Origin of the sequence: Microcystis viridis FACHB-1342 (genome assembly GCF_014698335.1) — a bacterium.
Classification (GTDB): domain Bacteria; phylum Cyanobacteriota; class Cyanobacteriia; order Cyanobacteriales; family Microcystaceae; genus Microcystis; species Microcystis ichthyoblabe_A.
In genome coordinates this window covers 138644-154792 of record NZ_JACJSV010000001.1, presented here as the reverse complement: position 1 = coordinate 154792, position 16149 = coordinate 138644, and the positions used below count along the sequence as shown (strand labels likewise).

Here is a 16149-nt window from a genome sequence, read left to right as displayed (position 1 = left end):
TTGATTCATATCAACCTATTTACCTAATTGACTCTCTAAAAATTCTCGCCAATCGGGATTAGTAGTGTCTAGGGAAATTAGATAGGGTTGTTCTTTTTCATTAAAAGGTTCTGTTTTCTCAATTTGGGCATTTAACACCTCGATAGTAGCGTCAGAAATATCGCCTTTTCTAGCGGCAATCCGTTGTTTTAAAACTTCTATAGGTGCGTGACAATGGACGATATGAAAAGGAATCTTTAAATTTTGGGCATAGGTTAATAAGGGTTCTCGCCAAGCATATTTATCGTAGCGTGCATCGAGAATAACTGGATAACCTAAAGTTATTAAAATTCGGGCTAATTCCGCTAGTCTAGTGAAGGTTTTTTGACTCATTTCGAGACTATATATATCTAGACTTCCTGTTTGATTTAAGTCAATTCCAGCCAAATGTTTGCGAACTGCATCGGAACGAATCTGAATAGCATTAAGATTTTTAGCAATTACTTTCCCTATGGTACTCTTACCCGATGCAGAAAATCCCGACATCAGAATTAATCTCGGTTTCTGCGGTTGTGTGTACTGCCAAGCTAATTGATAATAATCCTGTGCATCTGCTTTAATTTTCTCAGAAAAAGTGTCACCATCAAGCAGAAAACTATTGACTTTTGCCCTCACATACGCTTGTCTAGTCAGGTAGAGAGGCAAGACTTTTAAACCCTCCCAGTCAGCGGTTTGTTCTAAATAAGTATTGACAAATAAATTAGCGAAATCTTCTCTCCCCCTAGCGGTTAAATCCATGGCTGTAAAAGCAAGATCATACATGACATCAACGAAGCGAAAAGATTCATTAAATTCTATGCGATCAAATAATTGTATTTCTCCCTGCCACTGACAGATATTATTTAAATGTAGGTCTCCATGACATTCGCGAATCATCCCTTTTATTTGTCTTTCCTCTAACCAATCTCGGTGTTCTGCGAAAAATTTATCTGTATAAGCTTTTGTTTCATCGTATTGTTTTTGGGTTTGGACAAAATTAATATATTTCTCGGTTTGTTGGTAGTTTTCATCAAAAGCTTGTTTAATAACTTCTAAATCACCAAACTGAATAATATAGGAATTACTCACAGCTTGCCGATGAAATTGTGCCACTTTTTCAGCCAAAGACTCGATCGCTTTTTCCGTTAGTTCTCCCCGTTCAAAAATTTTACTGAGTAAACATTCTTGGGGAAACTGATTCATTTTTAAAATATATTCTATCACTTTTCCTTCTCCATTTAAACTTATGCTACCCTGTTCTTCATTAATTGACAAAACTTCCAGATAGATATTGTCGGCAACTTTTTTATTTAACTCTAGTTCCTGTTCTAGATAATATTTTCTCTTTTCTAAAGTGGAGAAATTCAAAAAATTATAATTAACTGGTTTCTTGACTTTATAGGCATAATCTCCTGTCAAGAAGATAATTGAAGCATGGGTTTGGATAATTTCAACGGGAATTTTGACAGAATGAGGATAAAAGTCGGGATTTTTTAATTCTTCGATTAATCGGTTGCTATCCATAGGGAGAACTCCTCGGTGGTACATCTCATTTTTGTAAATTTACTAAGTTGAGATTTTTAAAGGGAAAATCTCTGCTAAAATCGGGCTTTATTTCTGATTTTATCACTCAATCTGGGACCTTGAGGGTTTCTACTCCCCGAAACCCGTTAGGGAGGACAGGAATTCGCAACCCGCGTGTGTGGTTTTAGATGTCCGTGGAGGAAGCACCTCTCCCAAAGTTCAGAAAGCATTAGCTTTGCAAGTGGTATGCTTATAGACGGTTGCCCGTACATTTGTATTGGTTTGTTGCTGATAGTCGGTATTTCTGCAAATGTGAGATGCAGCAGGTCTAAATTAATGAAAACTGCATCATGCAGGATGAGAGCTTTGCCAACTCAGCTTTAAGGGACTTGCGGGAATTAGGGATGCAGTTGGTTTTAGATAATTTTGATGCCGGCTATTCCTGATTAAGTTATATTTATAAATACACCTTCGACAGTTTGAAGATCGATCGATCAAACCTTTATCCAATCTTTACCATCAAAAACCAAGCATTTAGCCATGTTATCGACTATGATCAGCCTAGAGCAGAATTTGAATTTACGAGTTATTGCCGTTGGGGGAGAAAGTTTACAACAGTTGGACACTTGCCCACGTCTCCACTGTGAAGAAGTACAATGATTTTGGTTGACTCGGACTTTGAACCCCGAAGATGTGACACATTTGCTGTTAAGTAACTGTTCCGAATTACCCCCAACACTTTATTGAGAAAATAAATTAACTTAAAGACGAATAAGCCGTAGCTTTTGAGAGAATAAATTAACTTATATTTTCACTTTTGTCGAGGTGCTGAAAAAATGATTAATGGTTCATCCAATTCCCGTTATCTCCTGATTGTGGAAGATCCTCAAGGTAGAAGAACAATTACCCTAGAGAACATGAAATATTCTCTGGGTCGTAAGTCTGATAATCAAATTGTTCTTCGCTCTAAACACGCGTCTCGCTATCATGCGACTTTAATTAAAAAGAGTATTGATCGCCAAAAATTTTCCTATTGGATTCTTGATGGTGATTTAGAGGGAAATAAAAGTCATAATGGCATTTACGTCAATGGGTCTAAATGCTTAATTCATGAATTAAAAGATGGTGATTTAATTAACTTTGGCTGTGATATAAATGCCAGTTTTCATTTAATAGCTAGTCAAGCAAAAATAGAGCGAGAATCAGTTGAAAATATAAAACAGTTACAAGGGAAACCTACGGAAAATGAAACCAATTCTAGCCATAATGACCCCCATGCAAAAAGTACCTTAATTCTCCGTCAAGCTCCATCGCAAATCATAAGTTTTAATAGCAAGATTCAAGAGGAATATTCTTCGGTTGTTCTCAAGGATTTACCTAACCGTTCCCTCTTTAATGAACACCTCTCAAGTGCTATTAATAATGCCCAGAAAAATAATCAACTGATCGGGCTATTATTATTGGATGTAGGGCAGCTAAGAAATGTCAACAATCAACTAGGTTATCGACTGGGGAACAAACTATTAAAAATCTTAATTGAACGTTTAAGAAAAAGTTTGCGATCAGAGGATATAGTCGCCCATTGGAGAGGGTACGAATTTATTATCCTGCTGTCACAAATTAATGATGCTAATGATCTAGAAAAGGTTGGTCAAAGAATTATTAAAACCCTAGAAAGTAATAATGAAATCGAAAATCACTCCCTAGTCGTGCGATTAAGTTTAGGTTCAGTTATCTATCCCCCCGACGGCACAGACAGGAAAGTAATATTACAGAAACTGGAGGAAAATTTAGTAGCAGTTAAGAATAATATAAATGATAACTCCCAGATAGAGTCGGTTAATGTTCACCCCAAAAATACTCGTAGTTCTAAAGTTGAATATTTTCTCTATCAGGCAATGAGAAATAATGAATTAGCTCTTTACTATCAACCGCAAGTTAATATCATTCAGGGGCAAGTGGAAGGATTGGAGGCATTATTGTGCTGGTTACACCCTCAATTCGGATTAATCCCCCCTAATCGTTTTTTACCCTTAGTCGAAGAAAGCGACTTAATCCTTGAGCTTAATCGTTGGGTACTAAAAAATGCCTGTCAACAGGCACAAATATGGCAGCAGCGGGGATTATTATACACCCCCATCTCGATCAATTTGTCCCCACACCAATTGCGTGATCCCCAGTTGCTCACCAACCTCAAAGAAGTCTTGACTGAAACCCAAATCGGGCCTTTCTTTCTGGAGGTAGAAATAACTGAGACAAGTTTACTGGAAAATAGCCGCGAAACCGGTCGAATTCTTGGGGATTTGCAGAAATTGGGTATTAGTATTACCCTCGATGATTTTGGCAGCGGTTACGCTTCGATCGCCTATCTCGGTCAATTTCCCGTGAAAAAACTGAAAATAGAGCAATCTTTAACAAAAAAACTCACTGATACTCCCCAAGATACCCGTTTTATCTCGTCATTGCTGGCGGTAGCGAAAAGTTTTAACTTAATAGCGATCGCCAAGGGAGTAGAAACCCAACAACAATTAGAAATCCTGCAAGAATTAGGTTGTGAGAGAATGCAAGGCAATCGCATCAGTTCCCCTCTAGCTGTGGAGGAAATGACGACATTTCTCCACACCCACCGCACCCTCTCAGTTGGGAATTAGGAGTTAGTCCCGATGAAAAAATTTTCACCAGCACAGATGAAAGAGGTTTCTTTCCCCACACCCTCTTTCCAGTCAGGAGACAGGAGGCAGCTTTTGTGTATTCTCCCCACTTGCGACTTTCCACTGATAACTGATAACTGATAACTGATAACTGATAACTGATAACTGATAACTGATTTTGGTCACTGATTCCGGTATGATCTGAACAGATTATCTAGTATCAAATACCTACTCATTCTAGCGTGAGGCTCTTGCCGAACCTGTCAGCAGCAGAAATTTGTGGCGGCGGGGTACTGCTCGATCCAGAGTCTGGTTTAATTACATACTATAGGGTTAACAATTAGTTGTGTATTTAGAGGGAAACTATGGCCAATAAGCCAGAGCGCGTGGTTCTAATCGGTGTAGCTGGGGACTCCGGTTGTGGGAAATCTACTTTTTTACGTCGTTTGACCGATTTATTCGGGGCCGAGTTTATGACAGTGATCTGTTTAGATGACTACCATTGCCTCGATCGCAAACAGAGAAAAGAGGTGGGTGTCACCGCACTCAATCCGAAAGCGAATAACTTTGACCTGATGTATGAGCAGATTAAAGCTCTTAAGGGAGGTCAAGCCATTAATAAACCTATTTATAATCATGAAACGGGGATGATCGATCCCCCCGAAATCATCGAACCGAATAAGGTAATCGTGATTGAGGGACTACACCCCTTATATGATGAACGAGTCCGGTCCCTATTAGATTTCAGCGTTTATCTCGATATTAGCGATGAAGTCAAAGTTAACTGGAAAATTCAACGAGATATGGCCGAGCGCGGTCACACCTATGATGATGTGATGGCGGCCATTAATTCTAGAAAACCGGATTTCAGTGCCTATATCGATCCCCAAAGACAGTACGCTGACGTGGTGATTCAAGTGCTGCCCACCAAATTACTTGAAGATCACGAAAGTAAGTTACTGCGGGTTCGTTTAATCCAGAAAGAAGGGGTGGAAAACTTTGAACCCGCTTATCTGTTTGATGAAGGTTCCACCATCGATTGGCGGCCCTGTGGTCGTAAATTGACCTGCACTTATCCCGGTATTAAACTCTACTACGGTCCAGATGGCTTCTTGGGGAATGAAGTGTCGATTCTGGAACTAGATGGTCAATTCGATAACCTCGAAGAAATGATCTACATCGAAAGCCATTTGAGCAAAACTGGCACTAAATACTACGGTGAAATGACGGAATTACTGCTCAAACACAAAGATTATCCCGGTTCCACCAATGGTACGGGTTTATTCCAAGTCTTAGTCGGTCTCAAAATGCGTGAAACCTACGAAAAACTAATGGCAGCCGAAGCAAAAGTGGCAGCGTCAGTCTAGTTTTTAGTTTTTACCGAACCGGCATCCTAACCCTAGAGGATGCCGGTTTTTTTAGTCCACTAATCCCGATCGCAGGGCCAACACTGCCGCTTGAGTGCGATCATCCACAGAGAGTTTATTTAAGATATTGCGGACATGGGTTTTCACCGTGCCGATAGTGATATAGAGTCGGTTGCCAATCTGAGCATTACTAAAACCCCCGACAATCAGAGTGAGAATTTCTAGCTCTCGTTCTGTTAGGGGCACATTTTCCAGCAATTGGCGATGTTCTGGGTCAACGCCTTGAATTATCACTGTTTTGCCGTCGGTGCGGCTACTGGTGGCAAAATTTTGGCGCACTTGTTGCCGAATAACGCCGACGATCACGGGATCGATCCAAGGATTGCCTTCGTGGGTGGAATAAATCACCTCGATTAACTTATCAATGCTAATATCCTTCATACAGTAGGAATCAGCCCCAGCACTAAAAGCCGCTAAAACCTGTTCTTGGGTGTTGTACATGGTTAGCATGAGGATCTTCGTAGCCAAGCTGTCTTCGCCGCAATTTTGTTGGAAGCGTCGCATTAACTCAATCCCATCGATCATGGGCAAAGCTATATCGATGATCGCTACATCGGGTTTAGTCTCCTCTAGCAGTTTCAGTCCCTGTAATCCACTGATGGCTTCTCCCACCAATTGAATACCCTCTCGATGCTGGAGAGCCGCCACTAACCCCATGCGGGTTAAATCGTGATCCTCTATGACGATAACCCGCACTTTATCCATATTTTTTCCCGGTTGTGCTGAACTAGGCGATGATTCAATAATTTTGGCTTTTGGATTATTAGAGCCGTTCCTAAACATTTACTTCACTCCCTTCCTTGAATTGAATTCCACTTTCTTATCTTCATTCGGCAATCACCTGTTTCCAGTTGATTTTATTGATACTTACTAAAAGCAGAGATGGCAAATATACTTAGCCTCCCCTAAAATCTACTCAAATCTACCCAAATCTAGACTTTACTACTCCGATCTTGGTCTTTACTCTTGTACTATAACATCGTGTAAATCTCGATGAGGTAAAGATTTAACAGGAATAAATTTTCGAGATGCTTGGGTTTTAAGAGAATAAAACCAAGCTCTGGTTCATTTAATTTTTTTAGACTATCTCAACACAAATCTTTTAAGTAAACAAAAAGATATATCTGGGGATTAACTAAGATTAATTAAGCTGAATAATAGCATTTAACTATAGATAAAAGCAAATCCTAATCATTGTCTTCCTTGATGTTATTCCCATACGCTATTTTAGTTTATTTGTCAATAGTGATCTTACCCATTTTTCCCTTGGCCGTCACCTCCAATTGGATTGAGGCGGAATTTTTCCCCACTGTGCCAAGGGACTTGCGTGGGAATAATATCCCAATCGATCGGAGGGCGCAAGCTTTGCGCCCCTACAGTAACGGATTTTGTCCACAATGTAGGGGCGAACTGCGTTCGCCCAAAAGGTACATTATCAAAGCGCAAGTCCCCAATCCAGATAAAAATGGTATCAGTGGGGAAAAAGCTCACCCCCTAGGATTCCTGTAAAAAAATTAATTCAGCCGGCGTTACCGCTCCTTTTTCGGTAATGATAGCGGTGATTAAAGCGGCGGGAGTAACATCGAAGGCAGGGTTATAAAAATTAACATTTCTAGGGCAAAGGGTTGTCGTCCCCACCTGATAAATTTCGGCACTATCGCGCTGTTCGATCGGTATCCCCGTACCATCCTTAAGGGAAAAATCCACCGTCGATAGCGGCGCGGCCACATAAAAAGGCAGATTATGAGCTTTTGCCACCACCGCGAGGGAATAGGTGCCGATTTTGTTGGCCGTGTCCCCATTGGCCGCAATGCGATCGGCTCCAACGATCACCGCATCGATCAGTTTTTGCTGCATACAGTGGGCCGCCATGCTATCGGTGATCACGGTGACGGGAATTCCCTCCCGCGCACATTCCCAGGCGGTTAATTTTGCTCCTTGCAACCTTGGCCGGGTTTCATCTGCATACACTTGTATTAATCTACCCGCCGTCCAAGCGGAACGAATTACCCCTAAAGCAGTGCCATAACTGGCCGTGGCTAGAGACCCAGTATTACAGTGGGTTAAAATTGTCAGTTTTTCCGGTTGCTCCGGCAGCGCCAATAAACCATGATGACCGATCGCCCGACAGGTTTCCACGTCTTCTTTTTGGATATTGTGGGCAGTTTCCAGGAGATTTTTGCTAATTATTGCCACTTCTGGGCCACTTTCCCTGGCCACTTTTAACATTCGCTCGATCGCCCAGAATAAATTCACCGCCGTGGGCCGGGTTTGGGCTAATCGATCGGCTATTCTAGTTAAATCGGCCAGAAACTGCTCTTTCTGGTCAGTTTTAATTTCCTGCGCTCCTAAAACCATACCGTATGCAGCCGCTACCCCGATCGCCGGGGCGCCGCGCACAATCATCGTTTCGATCGCCCGGGCCATGGCTTCACTGCTGGTGATCTCAACTTCCCCATACTCCATGGGTAAACGGGTTTGATCGATCAGCCAGACTTTGTTATCTTGCCAACGCACGGGATAGATTGAGTTATTCTCGGCATTGTTTGTGGTCATAATTAGTAATCTCCGTAATAGTTGCAAAATTTTGGTTTTTTTTAAGAGGTCTAGTCTCGTGCGCTCTAGTTACTTTAAGCGATCGAGCTTGGATTTTGGTCATAACTAGATTAGGGTTTAATCTTATATATCCCGAATTTTATCCTTTGTATTCTTGTCTAAGTTTTTGTACTCTTTCTATCTCTTTTTCGGTCGGGTGTAGAGTTTTTTTTGCGGGTGATTCTCAAGCGTTCGGCTATTCTTGCCACTGTAGTCACACTTAACAATATACCGGTTCTTTCTAGGAATAGTTTCGATAGTTCGGCTAGAGTTGCGTCATTATTTTCCTCAATCAAATCACCGAGGGCGATCATCTGTTCTGGCGTAAGTTTTAAATGACGGCCACATCGATAAGTCTTCGGTCGAATATCTCCCGTTTCTCGAGATTGCTTCAAAAGCTTTTGTACGAAACTTAAGGTTACACAGAATCTTTTCGCTAATTGTCTTTGAGAGATGGGTTCGTTATAATAACAGTCTAGGATTTTCTGACGGAACTCTACTGGATAGGATTTCATTTTTTGTACAATTTAGCTATCGATAACATTATACTCATTGAAGACATTATGCTGCCGGGTCGATTGTACCCAGTAATCAGTAGTTCAAAAGTCAATACAAATGCTTTAGGGTAAGGGTTTGCTGATTTTTTTGGACAGGAAGTTCGGGAATAAAAAAATAATTTCCTGTCTCCTGACGGCCGACAATTGATGTTTACTTTTCCTCTGGTCTTCTTGCTGCTAATTGGTCTAAAATTTCGGCGTGAACTTGGCGAGTAATTGGATAAAAATAGGCAAGAATTAAACTAATGATCAGAAAAAATGCCGGTAAAGGTGCAATTGCTAGGCGAATTGCTATTAAAGCACTATCCGGCTGCAGGGGAATTGCTTCTCCTGGTATTCTCGGTTTAAACCCCGATGTTTCTAGAGCAATACCGACAAGAAATAACCCCAAAGCTAAACCAATTTTTTGCAAAAGTACCATAAAAGCATAAAAAATACCTTCTCGACGTTTTCCTGTTTCTAATTCGTCTAATTCAATCACATCAGGAACCATTGACCAAGGAATTAAATAGGCCACAGATACGCCAAATCCCGCCAAAACTGCCAAAATATACATTAAAGTTATTTCTCCCGGTTGGAGCAAAAATAAACCAATTTGGGCAATAATCCAGAATATCATCCCTAAAAAATAGACTATCTTTTTGTCTAATTTTTGACTAACTGCTTGCCAAAAAAATAACATCACTAAAGCTGTCCCCTGTACTGCTAAAGCGACTAAACCCGATTCTGCTTCCGATAGTCTCATGTAGCTGACGACATAGTAAACCAAAATCGAGGCGGTTAATTGTACTCCTAACCAAGCACAAAGATAGATGCCAATAACGTATAAAAAGGGACGATTACCAAAAACTATTTTTAATTGTTCTTTCAGGGGAATAGTTTCGGTATTATCAGCAGCTTCTCTCTGTTTAATTGCCGCACCATCCCTGAGATGATTTTCAGTTTTACCATAGTAAATAGTTAAACCAGAAACTATCCCTTCTATTCCTAATAAAATTGTGGAAATAGCGATAAAGTCTCTGGGATTTCCCCCCATTTTTCCTACTCCATAGACCAAGGAAAGCGCACCGATAACTATAAAAGCAATTGCCAAAACTTTTTTCTGAGCGGGATTGAGAATCGCTTTTGCTCCTCGTTCTTGTAAAACTAAAGCGCACCAAATAACTGCTATAATTGAGATTAAAGCACAAACTACACCTAACAATAAAAAAGCTTTATGGAGATCATTGGCATAGGACGATGAGACGAGAATATAGAGAATTAATGAGAGAATGCTACCCCCGATCGAAAAGGCAAAACGAAAACTATTTAAGCGGGTTCTCTCATTATAATCATAAGTTAATTCAGGGGTGAGGGCCTGGTAGGGAAGATTGACTACCGTGTAGGTTAAATTAAAAATAATGCCGATAAAAATATAATATAAAAATAACCATAATTGGTTATTGGTCGGGATTAACCACAGTAAAAAATAGCTAATTCCGAAGGGAATCGACCCCAATAACATCCATGGTAAGCGACGACCCCAGATAGTACGAGTTCGATCGCTCCACATACCAATAATCGGATCGTTAATAGCGTCGAAAATTCTCACCACCATCAGCACACTACCGGCTAATCCTGCCGATAATCCTGCCACATCAGTGAGGAAAAATAGCAGGTAAAATACTGAGATATTGGCAGTGATAGCTGGTCCCAAATCGCCAGCACCATAGGCGATTTTTGTGGTTAAATTGAGTTTTTCATAACTTAAATGAGCCATAAACGCAATTACAGAGATTAAAATAAGCTTAACTGTTCTGGGGGCATTGTCAACCTTTTTCACCCAATATCCAAGAGGTCTAATTATTTTAAGGCCATGGTAATTAAACCCTGTTGACCGAGAAGAATTTCCCGCAGCAGCGTACAAATTCCCACCCAAATAATCGGAGAAATGTCAACTCCTCCTAAGGGGGGTATGAGTTTACGCACGGGGATTAAAAAAGGTTCTGTTGGCCAGGCAATAATATTAAAGGGGAAGCTATTTAAATCTACCTGTGGATTCCAAGTCAGCACGATCCGTAAGATAAACAAAAGGGTCATCAACCCTAAGATAATTCCCAATGTCCAACTTAATGCGATCGCTGTGTCCATAGTCTCCAATCCCGTCTTTTTTACTGATTATCTTCCCTAAAATATAACAGTTTTTGTCTCATAATCACTGCAGCACCCTGCCAGTTATTCTTGTCAACCTCCTGGATAAAAATGCCGACAGAAAAAGTCCCCATAGGGCTTGACAAACCAGCCAGACTTGACTTATACTTTTCTTATAGTGGGAATCCGTGTCGTCCTGGAGACCCTCTCTTTTCAGGCCAGATGCAGAAGTAACTTAAAGATGACAGAATTTCGCATCGAGAAAGACAGCATGGGAGAAATCCCCGTACCTGCCGATAAACTTTGGGGAGCGCAGACCCAAAGATCTCTACAATACTTTAGTATCGGTGATAATCTCATGCCCCGGGAGATGATCGCGTCCTATGCCATTCTCAAAAAAGCCTGTGCAATTGTCAATCAGCAAAAAAATCGTCTCAGTCAGGAGAGAAAAAACCTTATCTGTCAAGTCTGCGATGAAATTTTAGCCGGACAACACGCAGATAACTTTCCCCTCTACGTTTGGATGACGGGAAGTGGCACCCAGTTTAACATGAACATCAACGAAGTCATCTCCAATCGTTGCAGTCAACTGACGGGGAATCCTCTGGGTAGCAAAACGCCCGTGGATCCTAACGATCATGTTAATATGTCCCAATCGACTAATGATTCCTTTCCCTCGGCCATGTATATTGCCGTTGCCTTGGCAGTCAAGGAAAAATTAATTCCCAGTCTGCAACTATTACGGAATAGTCTCGATGAAAAGGCGCAATTATGGGCAAATATAGTTAAAATTGGTCGCACTCACCTACAGGATGCCACCCCTTTAACCCTCGGACAAGAATTCTCCGGTTATGTGGGTTTATTAGATGATGGCAGCGATTGGCTAGAAAAATGTCTAGAAAAAGTCTATCGTTTATCCTTGGGAGGAACAGCAGTGGGTACGGGAATTAATGCTCCTCCAGATTTTGATCGAGATGTGGCTGCCGAAATCGCTAATCTGACCAAATTACCCTTTATTACCGCTCCTAATAAGTTTACCGTGCAAGGTTCCCACGATGCTCTAGTTTTCTTGAGCGGGGGATTGAAAACTATCGCTAGTTCCCTCTATAAAATTGCTAATGATATCCGTTTACTTAGCTGTGGTCCCCGTTGTGGAATCGGAGAATTACAGCTGCCGGAAAATGAACCGGGTTCTTCAATTATGCCGGGGAAAGTTAATCCCACCCAATGCGAAGCTTTATCGATGATAGCAGTGCAGGTGATGGCTAATGATTTAGCGGTGACGATGGGAGGCGCTGGGGGACATCTGGAGATGAATGTTTATAAACCGCTGTTGATTCATAATCTCATGCAGTCTATCCGTTTGCTCACGGATGGTTGCGCTAATTTCTGTCAGTTTTTGGTTAAGGGGATGACTGCTAATCAAAAACAAATTGAGACTTTTTTAAATCAATCCTTGATGCTGGTGACTGCTCTAAGTCCCGTGATTGGCTACCAAAAGGCTGCCTACGTCGCTCATTATGCCCTAAAAAAGGATTTAACACTGAAAGTGGCAGCCTTGCAACTAGGATACATCGAGGAAGAGGATTTTGATCGCATTGTTGACCCCGCTAAGATGGTCAATCCCTACGTTGCCGATGGTTAATTCTGTGAGGGGATAACTGCCACAAAAATCAGAGGTCGCAGGCAGGCACGGATTCCCATTGTACATATAAGTATATGGCAAGCGGCGGGATTTGTCAAGCCCCGCCGGTCAAAATTTCTCCTAAACTTGGGTAATGATAACGAAGAAAACAAACAGAAAAATCATCAATGCTCCTGTCATGCGGAAGAAGGATTTAGGAAGATTAATAATTTTCTCCAGTTTCAGGAAACCCACCAGAAAATAAGCGACGATTGCTAGGAGAATCGGTACAACTAAGCGCAAGATTGCGCCAAGGGGACTAAAGAAAAACTCACCGATTTTATAGCGGGGTGTATCTTCTTCCTCGTGAGGAGAAATAGTTACACTTGTCCAAGTTTCTCCCCCATCGGTGGAACGAAAAACTGTAGTTTTAGCGCCACCAAAACCGAATAAAGTTTTATCTTGAGCATAATTAGGAGAAAACTGGACGGAGATACCAGAGGAAGGGATACTATGAATTTTCACTAGGGGTATTTTAGGATCACCAATTGATCTAAAAGTTTCCCCACCATCGGTAGATTTAAACAAACCATCTCCCTGTAAACTAACCATTACCGTGCGATCATTAGCATAATCAGGAGAGATAGCAATGGTTTCTACCGAAGTATTGGGATTAAACCCCGGTTTCTCTAATTTTGTCCAACTTTTAGCCCCATCTTTGCTGACAAACAAACCAGAAACTGTCCCAGCAAAAATAGTTCCATCCTTGGGATAATTGGGAGACATTGCCAACTGTACATTAGGGGTTTTTGATAGAGGTGTTCCTTGGCTGACATTTTTCCAAGTTAGTCCACCATCAACACTTTGATAAATACCCTCTTTTCCCGTGACAAACAAAGTTTTATCCTTAGCAAAATCGGGGGAAGCTACCATAGCAGGGGCATAATTACCGAAAATTCTGCCCACTTCACTAATATTTTTAACCGTATTTCCTCCATCGGTAGAACGAAATATTCTGCCCTCCTGATTGGTGAGAAAAAGAGTTTTATCCTTGGCAAAATCTGGGGAAGGAACTATCCTCGGACCGCGGACTTTCTGATCGATTTCGATAATTTTCCATAAATCACCACTGTTATCGGATTTGGCAAATTTATTGCGTAAAAACCCCGCAAAAATAGTTCTATCTTCTCCATAGTTAGGAGAAAAGGCAATGTCAAAGAAACGCCGGGGATCTTGTCCTGATTCTTCGGGATCTTTACCAAGTCGATAAACCTCTAAACCGCGATTAATTGGTGTCCAAGTTTCCCCTTTATCCCGACTGATGAAGATATTGCCTATATAATTAGCAATGACGACAGTACCATCCTGGGCATAATTAGGAGAAACCGCCATAGCTATAACTGTTGCCCGGGCTAAAGTTTCTATTTCCTGCCATTGTTTGCCGCTATCTGTGGTTTTAAATAAGCCATTAAATCCCCCCAAAAACATCGTATCTTGAACTATTTTTAAATCCATAAAGTGGGGAACTTTATAATCATCAGCCTGTTTATCTTTGGTTAAACCCTCGCTCATTTTTTTCCAACTTTTGCCCCCATCCTGAGAAACATACATTCCGTCATGCCAAGTAATGGCATAAAGAGTGGAGTTTTGAGCATAGTCGGGAGAAATAACGATGTCTTCGATGATTTTATCTTTAATTCCTTCGTTAACAGCTTGGAAGGTTTTACCATCATCAACGGTTTTAAAAATACCCGCTTCTTTTGTGCCGACAAAAAAGGTTTTATCCCTGTCTAAATTAGGAGAAAAAGCAATTGTATCTACTGCCCCCATATTAGCAGGTAAGGGGAGATTCTGCCAAGTTTTTCCCCCATCGGAGGAAGTGTATAATTTACCCTGTTCATCCCCGAAAAAAATCTGATCAGGATTGCTGGGAGTAATAGCTAGAGAGGTTATCAGTGCCGTGGTGGGGAAAATATTTGACCAATTTTTACCACCATCTTCGGTTAAATAAACCCCTTTTTCTAATCCCACTGCTGCTGCTATATTGGGATCGGAAGGGGCAATTTCTAGGAAGTTAATAAAGTTAGTTTCTAAACCCTGATTAACTTTCTGCCAAGATTCCCCCGCATCTTCACTTTTATAAATACCATTGGATCTTGAAGCTAGATAGAGAATATTTTTATTGAGGGGAGATAGGGATAAGGAACTTAATTCCCCCGTATAATCTAAACCTTGAATTAATCTTGTCCAGCTGCTACCTCCATCCCTAGACTTATAAAAGTTATTTCGCACTAATATATATACCGTATTATCTGTCTGGAAATCACGAGAAACTTCCACTTGACTAATCACATCATGGGGACGATGGGCAAAAGCGGGATTACTCCAAAGACAAAAAACTGTAGCGATTATCAATAAAATGAGATTAAACCTGTGGACGAATCTCCGCAAACTTTGGCGATTAATCATACTTAAACTACTAATATCGAGGATAAAAATTGACCTAATCTAGCAAAGGGCGATCAAAATTTAAGCAAGGGTTCTGTAGGAGCATAGACGAAAATGGCGATTATAACCATTACTAAAATCAGGCTTATTTGCTATCAGCATAGATTAGAGCCAATCTCTACACTTTGATTATTGTAGAGACTCATTGCCTTTTGTAACCCCTGTTTGAGACCAAGTTCGATCGCTTTTCTGGACAAGTCTAACACTTTCAAGATTACTTGGTTTTCTTGGGGGGTGAATCGGCCTAAAACGTGGGAAATAGTCGCTTTTTCGCTTGATTTACCGATTCCTATGCGTAAACGAGCGAAGTTTTCCGTGCCAACGTGGGCAATCATCGATTTAATACCGTTGTGTCCGCCCGCCGATCCCGATAGACGGATTCTCAACCGGCCTAGGGGCAGATCCATATCATCGTAAATGACTAAAATCGACTCTGGAGCTAGTTTATACCAGTCCAGCACCGATCGCACCGATTGCCCGGAGCGATTCATATAGGTTTGGGGTTTCAAGAGACGAATTTTGCCTGGGAAAGGACCGTCACCCTCGGCGATAAAACCTTGAAATCGCTTGTTTTCCCGCCAAGATAACCCCCAATCCCGCGCTAATGAGTCCACAGCTTCAAAACCGATATTATGACGGGTGCGATCATATTTGGGTTCGGGATTACCCAAACCGATAATTAGCTGAGGAATGATTAAATTAGGGGTTTTATCGGAATTCATAGGGGAAAATCGGGTTTTTAACCAGGACCCGACTCTTATTATCACCGAATTAGCACTCCGAGCGCTGGAACAAAGTTTCTAGATAAACCTTGGCACAGCTATTTTGTTCCTCAAAATTCATCCTTTCGGGGGATTGACAATTAAGCAGAAAAAATGACAATGCCGCCGTAAACACACCATCTTGATCCCAACCGGGGTGAGTTTCTAGGTATTGTTGTAGGGATTGGTGGAGAATTTCGGGGATTTCTGCCAAGATACTGACTGATGTATTCATATCGTTTACCTCTGATCGGAAGTGGGGAAATCCCTGACTGGTGCAGTGGACAGTAAGGACTATTGTGAGCCAAGTTGGAGGGAGTTGCAATATTACCAGATGTAAAGGAATGCTTTAGA

12 protein-coding genes are annotated in these 16149 nt (G+C 41.3%); 3 read left to right on the top strand and 9 right to left on the bottom strand.

Features of this window, described 5'->3' with window-relative positions:
* Positions 1–15: 15 nt before the first annotated feature.
* On the bottom strand, positions 16–1542 hold the full coding sequence (locus H6G40_RS00740) for a bifunctional aminoglycoside phosphotransferase/ATP-binding protein (protein WP_069474822.1): 1527 nt from the start codon (positions 1540–1542) through the stop codon (positions 16–18).
* A gap of 836 nt (positions 1543–2378) precedes the next feature.
* On the opposite strand from H6G40_RS00740, the gene H6G40_RS00735 reads away from it, so the two are divergent.
* Both H6G40_RS00735 and H6G40_RS00730 read left to right on the top strand, forming a co-directional pair.
* Positions 2379–4193: an EAL domain-containing protein gene (locus tag H6G40_RS00735; RefSeq protein WP_190537128.1), complete on the top strand. Its 1815-nt coding sequence runs from the start codon at positions 2379–2381 to the stop codon at positions 4191–4193.
* A 365-nt stretch (positions 4194–4558) separates the two neighbouring features.
* Positions 4559–5560, top strand: coding sequence for a phosphoribulokinase (locus tag H6G40_RS00730; RefSeq protein ID WP_002740086.1), 1002 nt, complete (start codon positions 4559–4561; stop codon positions 5558–5560).
* Between the two features lie 51 nt (positions 5561–5611).
* Here H6G40_RS00730 and H6G40_RS00725 read toward each other — a convergent pair whose 3' ends face one another.
* The 5 genes from H6G40_RS00725 to H6G40_RS00705 all read right to left on the bottom strand — a co-directional run bounded on the left by H6G40_RS00725 (position 5612) and on the right by H6G40_RS00705 (position 10902).
* Entirely contained in the window at positions 5612–6325 is a 714-nt protein-coding gene (locus H6G40_RS00725) for a response regulator (RefSeq protein WP_069474848.1), read from the bottom strand.
* A gap of 789 nt (positions 6326–7114) precedes the next feature.
* Complete coding sequence (mtnA, locus tag H6G40_RS00720) at positions 7115–8176, bottom strand: S-methyl-5-thioribose-1-phosphate isomerase (RefSeq protein WP_069474821.1); 1062 nt, start codon at positions 8174–8176, stop codon at positions 7115–7117.
* Positions 8177–8334: 158 nt separating this feature from the next.
* Positions 8335–8730: a helix-turn-helix domain-containing protein gene (locus tag H6G40_RS00715; protein WP_002743536.1), complete on the bottom strand. Its 396-nt coding sequence runs from the start codon at positions 8728–8730 to the stop codon at positions 8335–8337.
* Positions 8731–8923: 193 nt separating this feature from the next.
* The gene (locus tag H6G40_RS00710) at positions 8924–10531 is read right to left on the bottom strand and encodes an MFS transporter (RefSeq protein ID WP_002739918.1); all 1608 of its coding nucleotides are present in this window, start codon (positions 10529–10531) and stop codon (positions 8924–8926) included.
* An 83-nt stretch (positions 10532–10614) separates the two neighbouring features.
* A complete protein-coding gene (locus tag H6G40_RS00705; protein ID WP_002750032.1) occupies positions 10615–10902 on the bottom strand; it encodes a YggT family protein in 288 nt (95 codons plus the stop codon).
* 241 nt (positions 10903–11143) lie between these two features.
* Here H6G40_RS00705 and fumC point away from each other — a divergent pair, with 241 nt between their 5' ends.
* On the top strand, positions 11144–12547 hold the full coding sequence (fumC, locus tag H6G40_RS00700) for a class II fumarate hydratase (RefSeq protein WP_190537126.1): 1404 nt from the start codon (positions 11144–11146) through the stop codon (positions 12545–12547).
* Between the two features lie 120 nt (positions 12548–12667).
* Here fumC and H6G40_RS00695 read toward each other — a convergent pair whose 3' ends face one another.
* The 3 genes from H6G40_RS00695 to H6G40_RS00685 form a co-directional block, all read right to left on the bottom strand.
* Positions 12668–14995: a VPS10 domain-containing protein gene (locus tag H6G40_RS00695; protein WP_190537124.1), complete on the bottom strand. Its 2328-nt coding sequence runs from the start codon at positions 14993–14995 to the stop codon at positions 12668–12670.
* 134 nt (positions 14996–15129) lie between these two features.
* On the bottom strand, positions 15130–15756 hold the full coding sequence (gene pth, locus H6G40_RS00690) for an aminoacyl-tRNA hydrolase (RefSeq protein ID WP_002776462.1): 627 nt from the start codon (positions 15754–15756) through the stop codon (positions 15130–15132).
* A gap of 49 nt (positions 15757–15805) precedes the next feature.
* A complete protein-coding gene (locus H6G40_RS00685) occupies positions 15806–16030 on the bottom strand; it encodes a DUF2811 domain-containing protein (protein WP_002739844.1) in 225 nt (74 codons plus the stop codon).
* Positions 16031–16149: the final 119 nt, after the last annotated feature.

Coding starts and splice junctions, on each gene's coding strand:
- H6G40_RS00740 (WP_069474822.1), bottom strand. CDS start 1,542: ATGGATAGCAACCGATTAATCGAAGAATTAAAAAATCCCGACTTTTAT.
- H6G40_RS00735 (WP_190537128.1), top strand. CDS start 2,379: ATGATTAATGGTTCATCCAATTCCCGTTATCTCCTGATTGTGGAAGAT.
- H6G40_RS00730 (WP_002740086.1), top strand. CDS start 4,559: ATGGCCAATAAGCCAGAGCGCGTGGTTCTAATCGGTGTAGCTGGGGAC.
- H6G40_RS00725 (WP_069474848.1), bottom strand. CDS start 6,325: ATGGATAAAGTGCGGGTTATCGTCATAGAGGATCACGATTTAACCCGC.
- mtnA (WP_069474821.1), bottom strand. CDS start 8,176: ATGACCACAAACAATGCCGAGAATAACTCAATCTATCCCGTGCGTTGG.
- H6G40_RS00715 (WP_002743536.1), bottom strand. CDS start 8,730: ATGAAATCCTATCCAGTAGAGTTCCGTCAGAAAATCCTAGACTGTTAT.
- H6G40_RS00710 (WP_002739918.1), bottom strand. CDS start 10,531: ATGGCTCATTTAAGTTATGAAAAACTCAATTTAACCACAAAAATCGCC.
- H6G40_RS00705 (WP_002750032.1), bottom strand. CDS start 10,902: ATGGACACAGCGATCGCATTAAGTTGGACATTGGGAATTATCTTAGGG.
- fumC (WP_190537126.1), top strand. CDS start 11,144: ATGACAGAATTTCGCATCGAGAAAGACAGCATGGGAGAAATCCCCGTA.
- H6G40_RS00695 (WP_190537124.1), bottom strand. CDS start 14,995: ATGATTAATCGCCAAAGTTTGCGGAGATTCGTCCACAGGTTTAATCTC.
- pth (WP_002776462.1), bottom strand. CDS start 15,756: ATGAATTCCGATAAAACCCCTAATTTAATCATTCCTCAGCTAATTATC.
- H6G40_RS00685 (WP_002739844.1), bottom strand. CDS start 16,030: ATGAATACATCAGTCAGTATCTTGGCAGAAATCCCCGAAATTCTCCAC.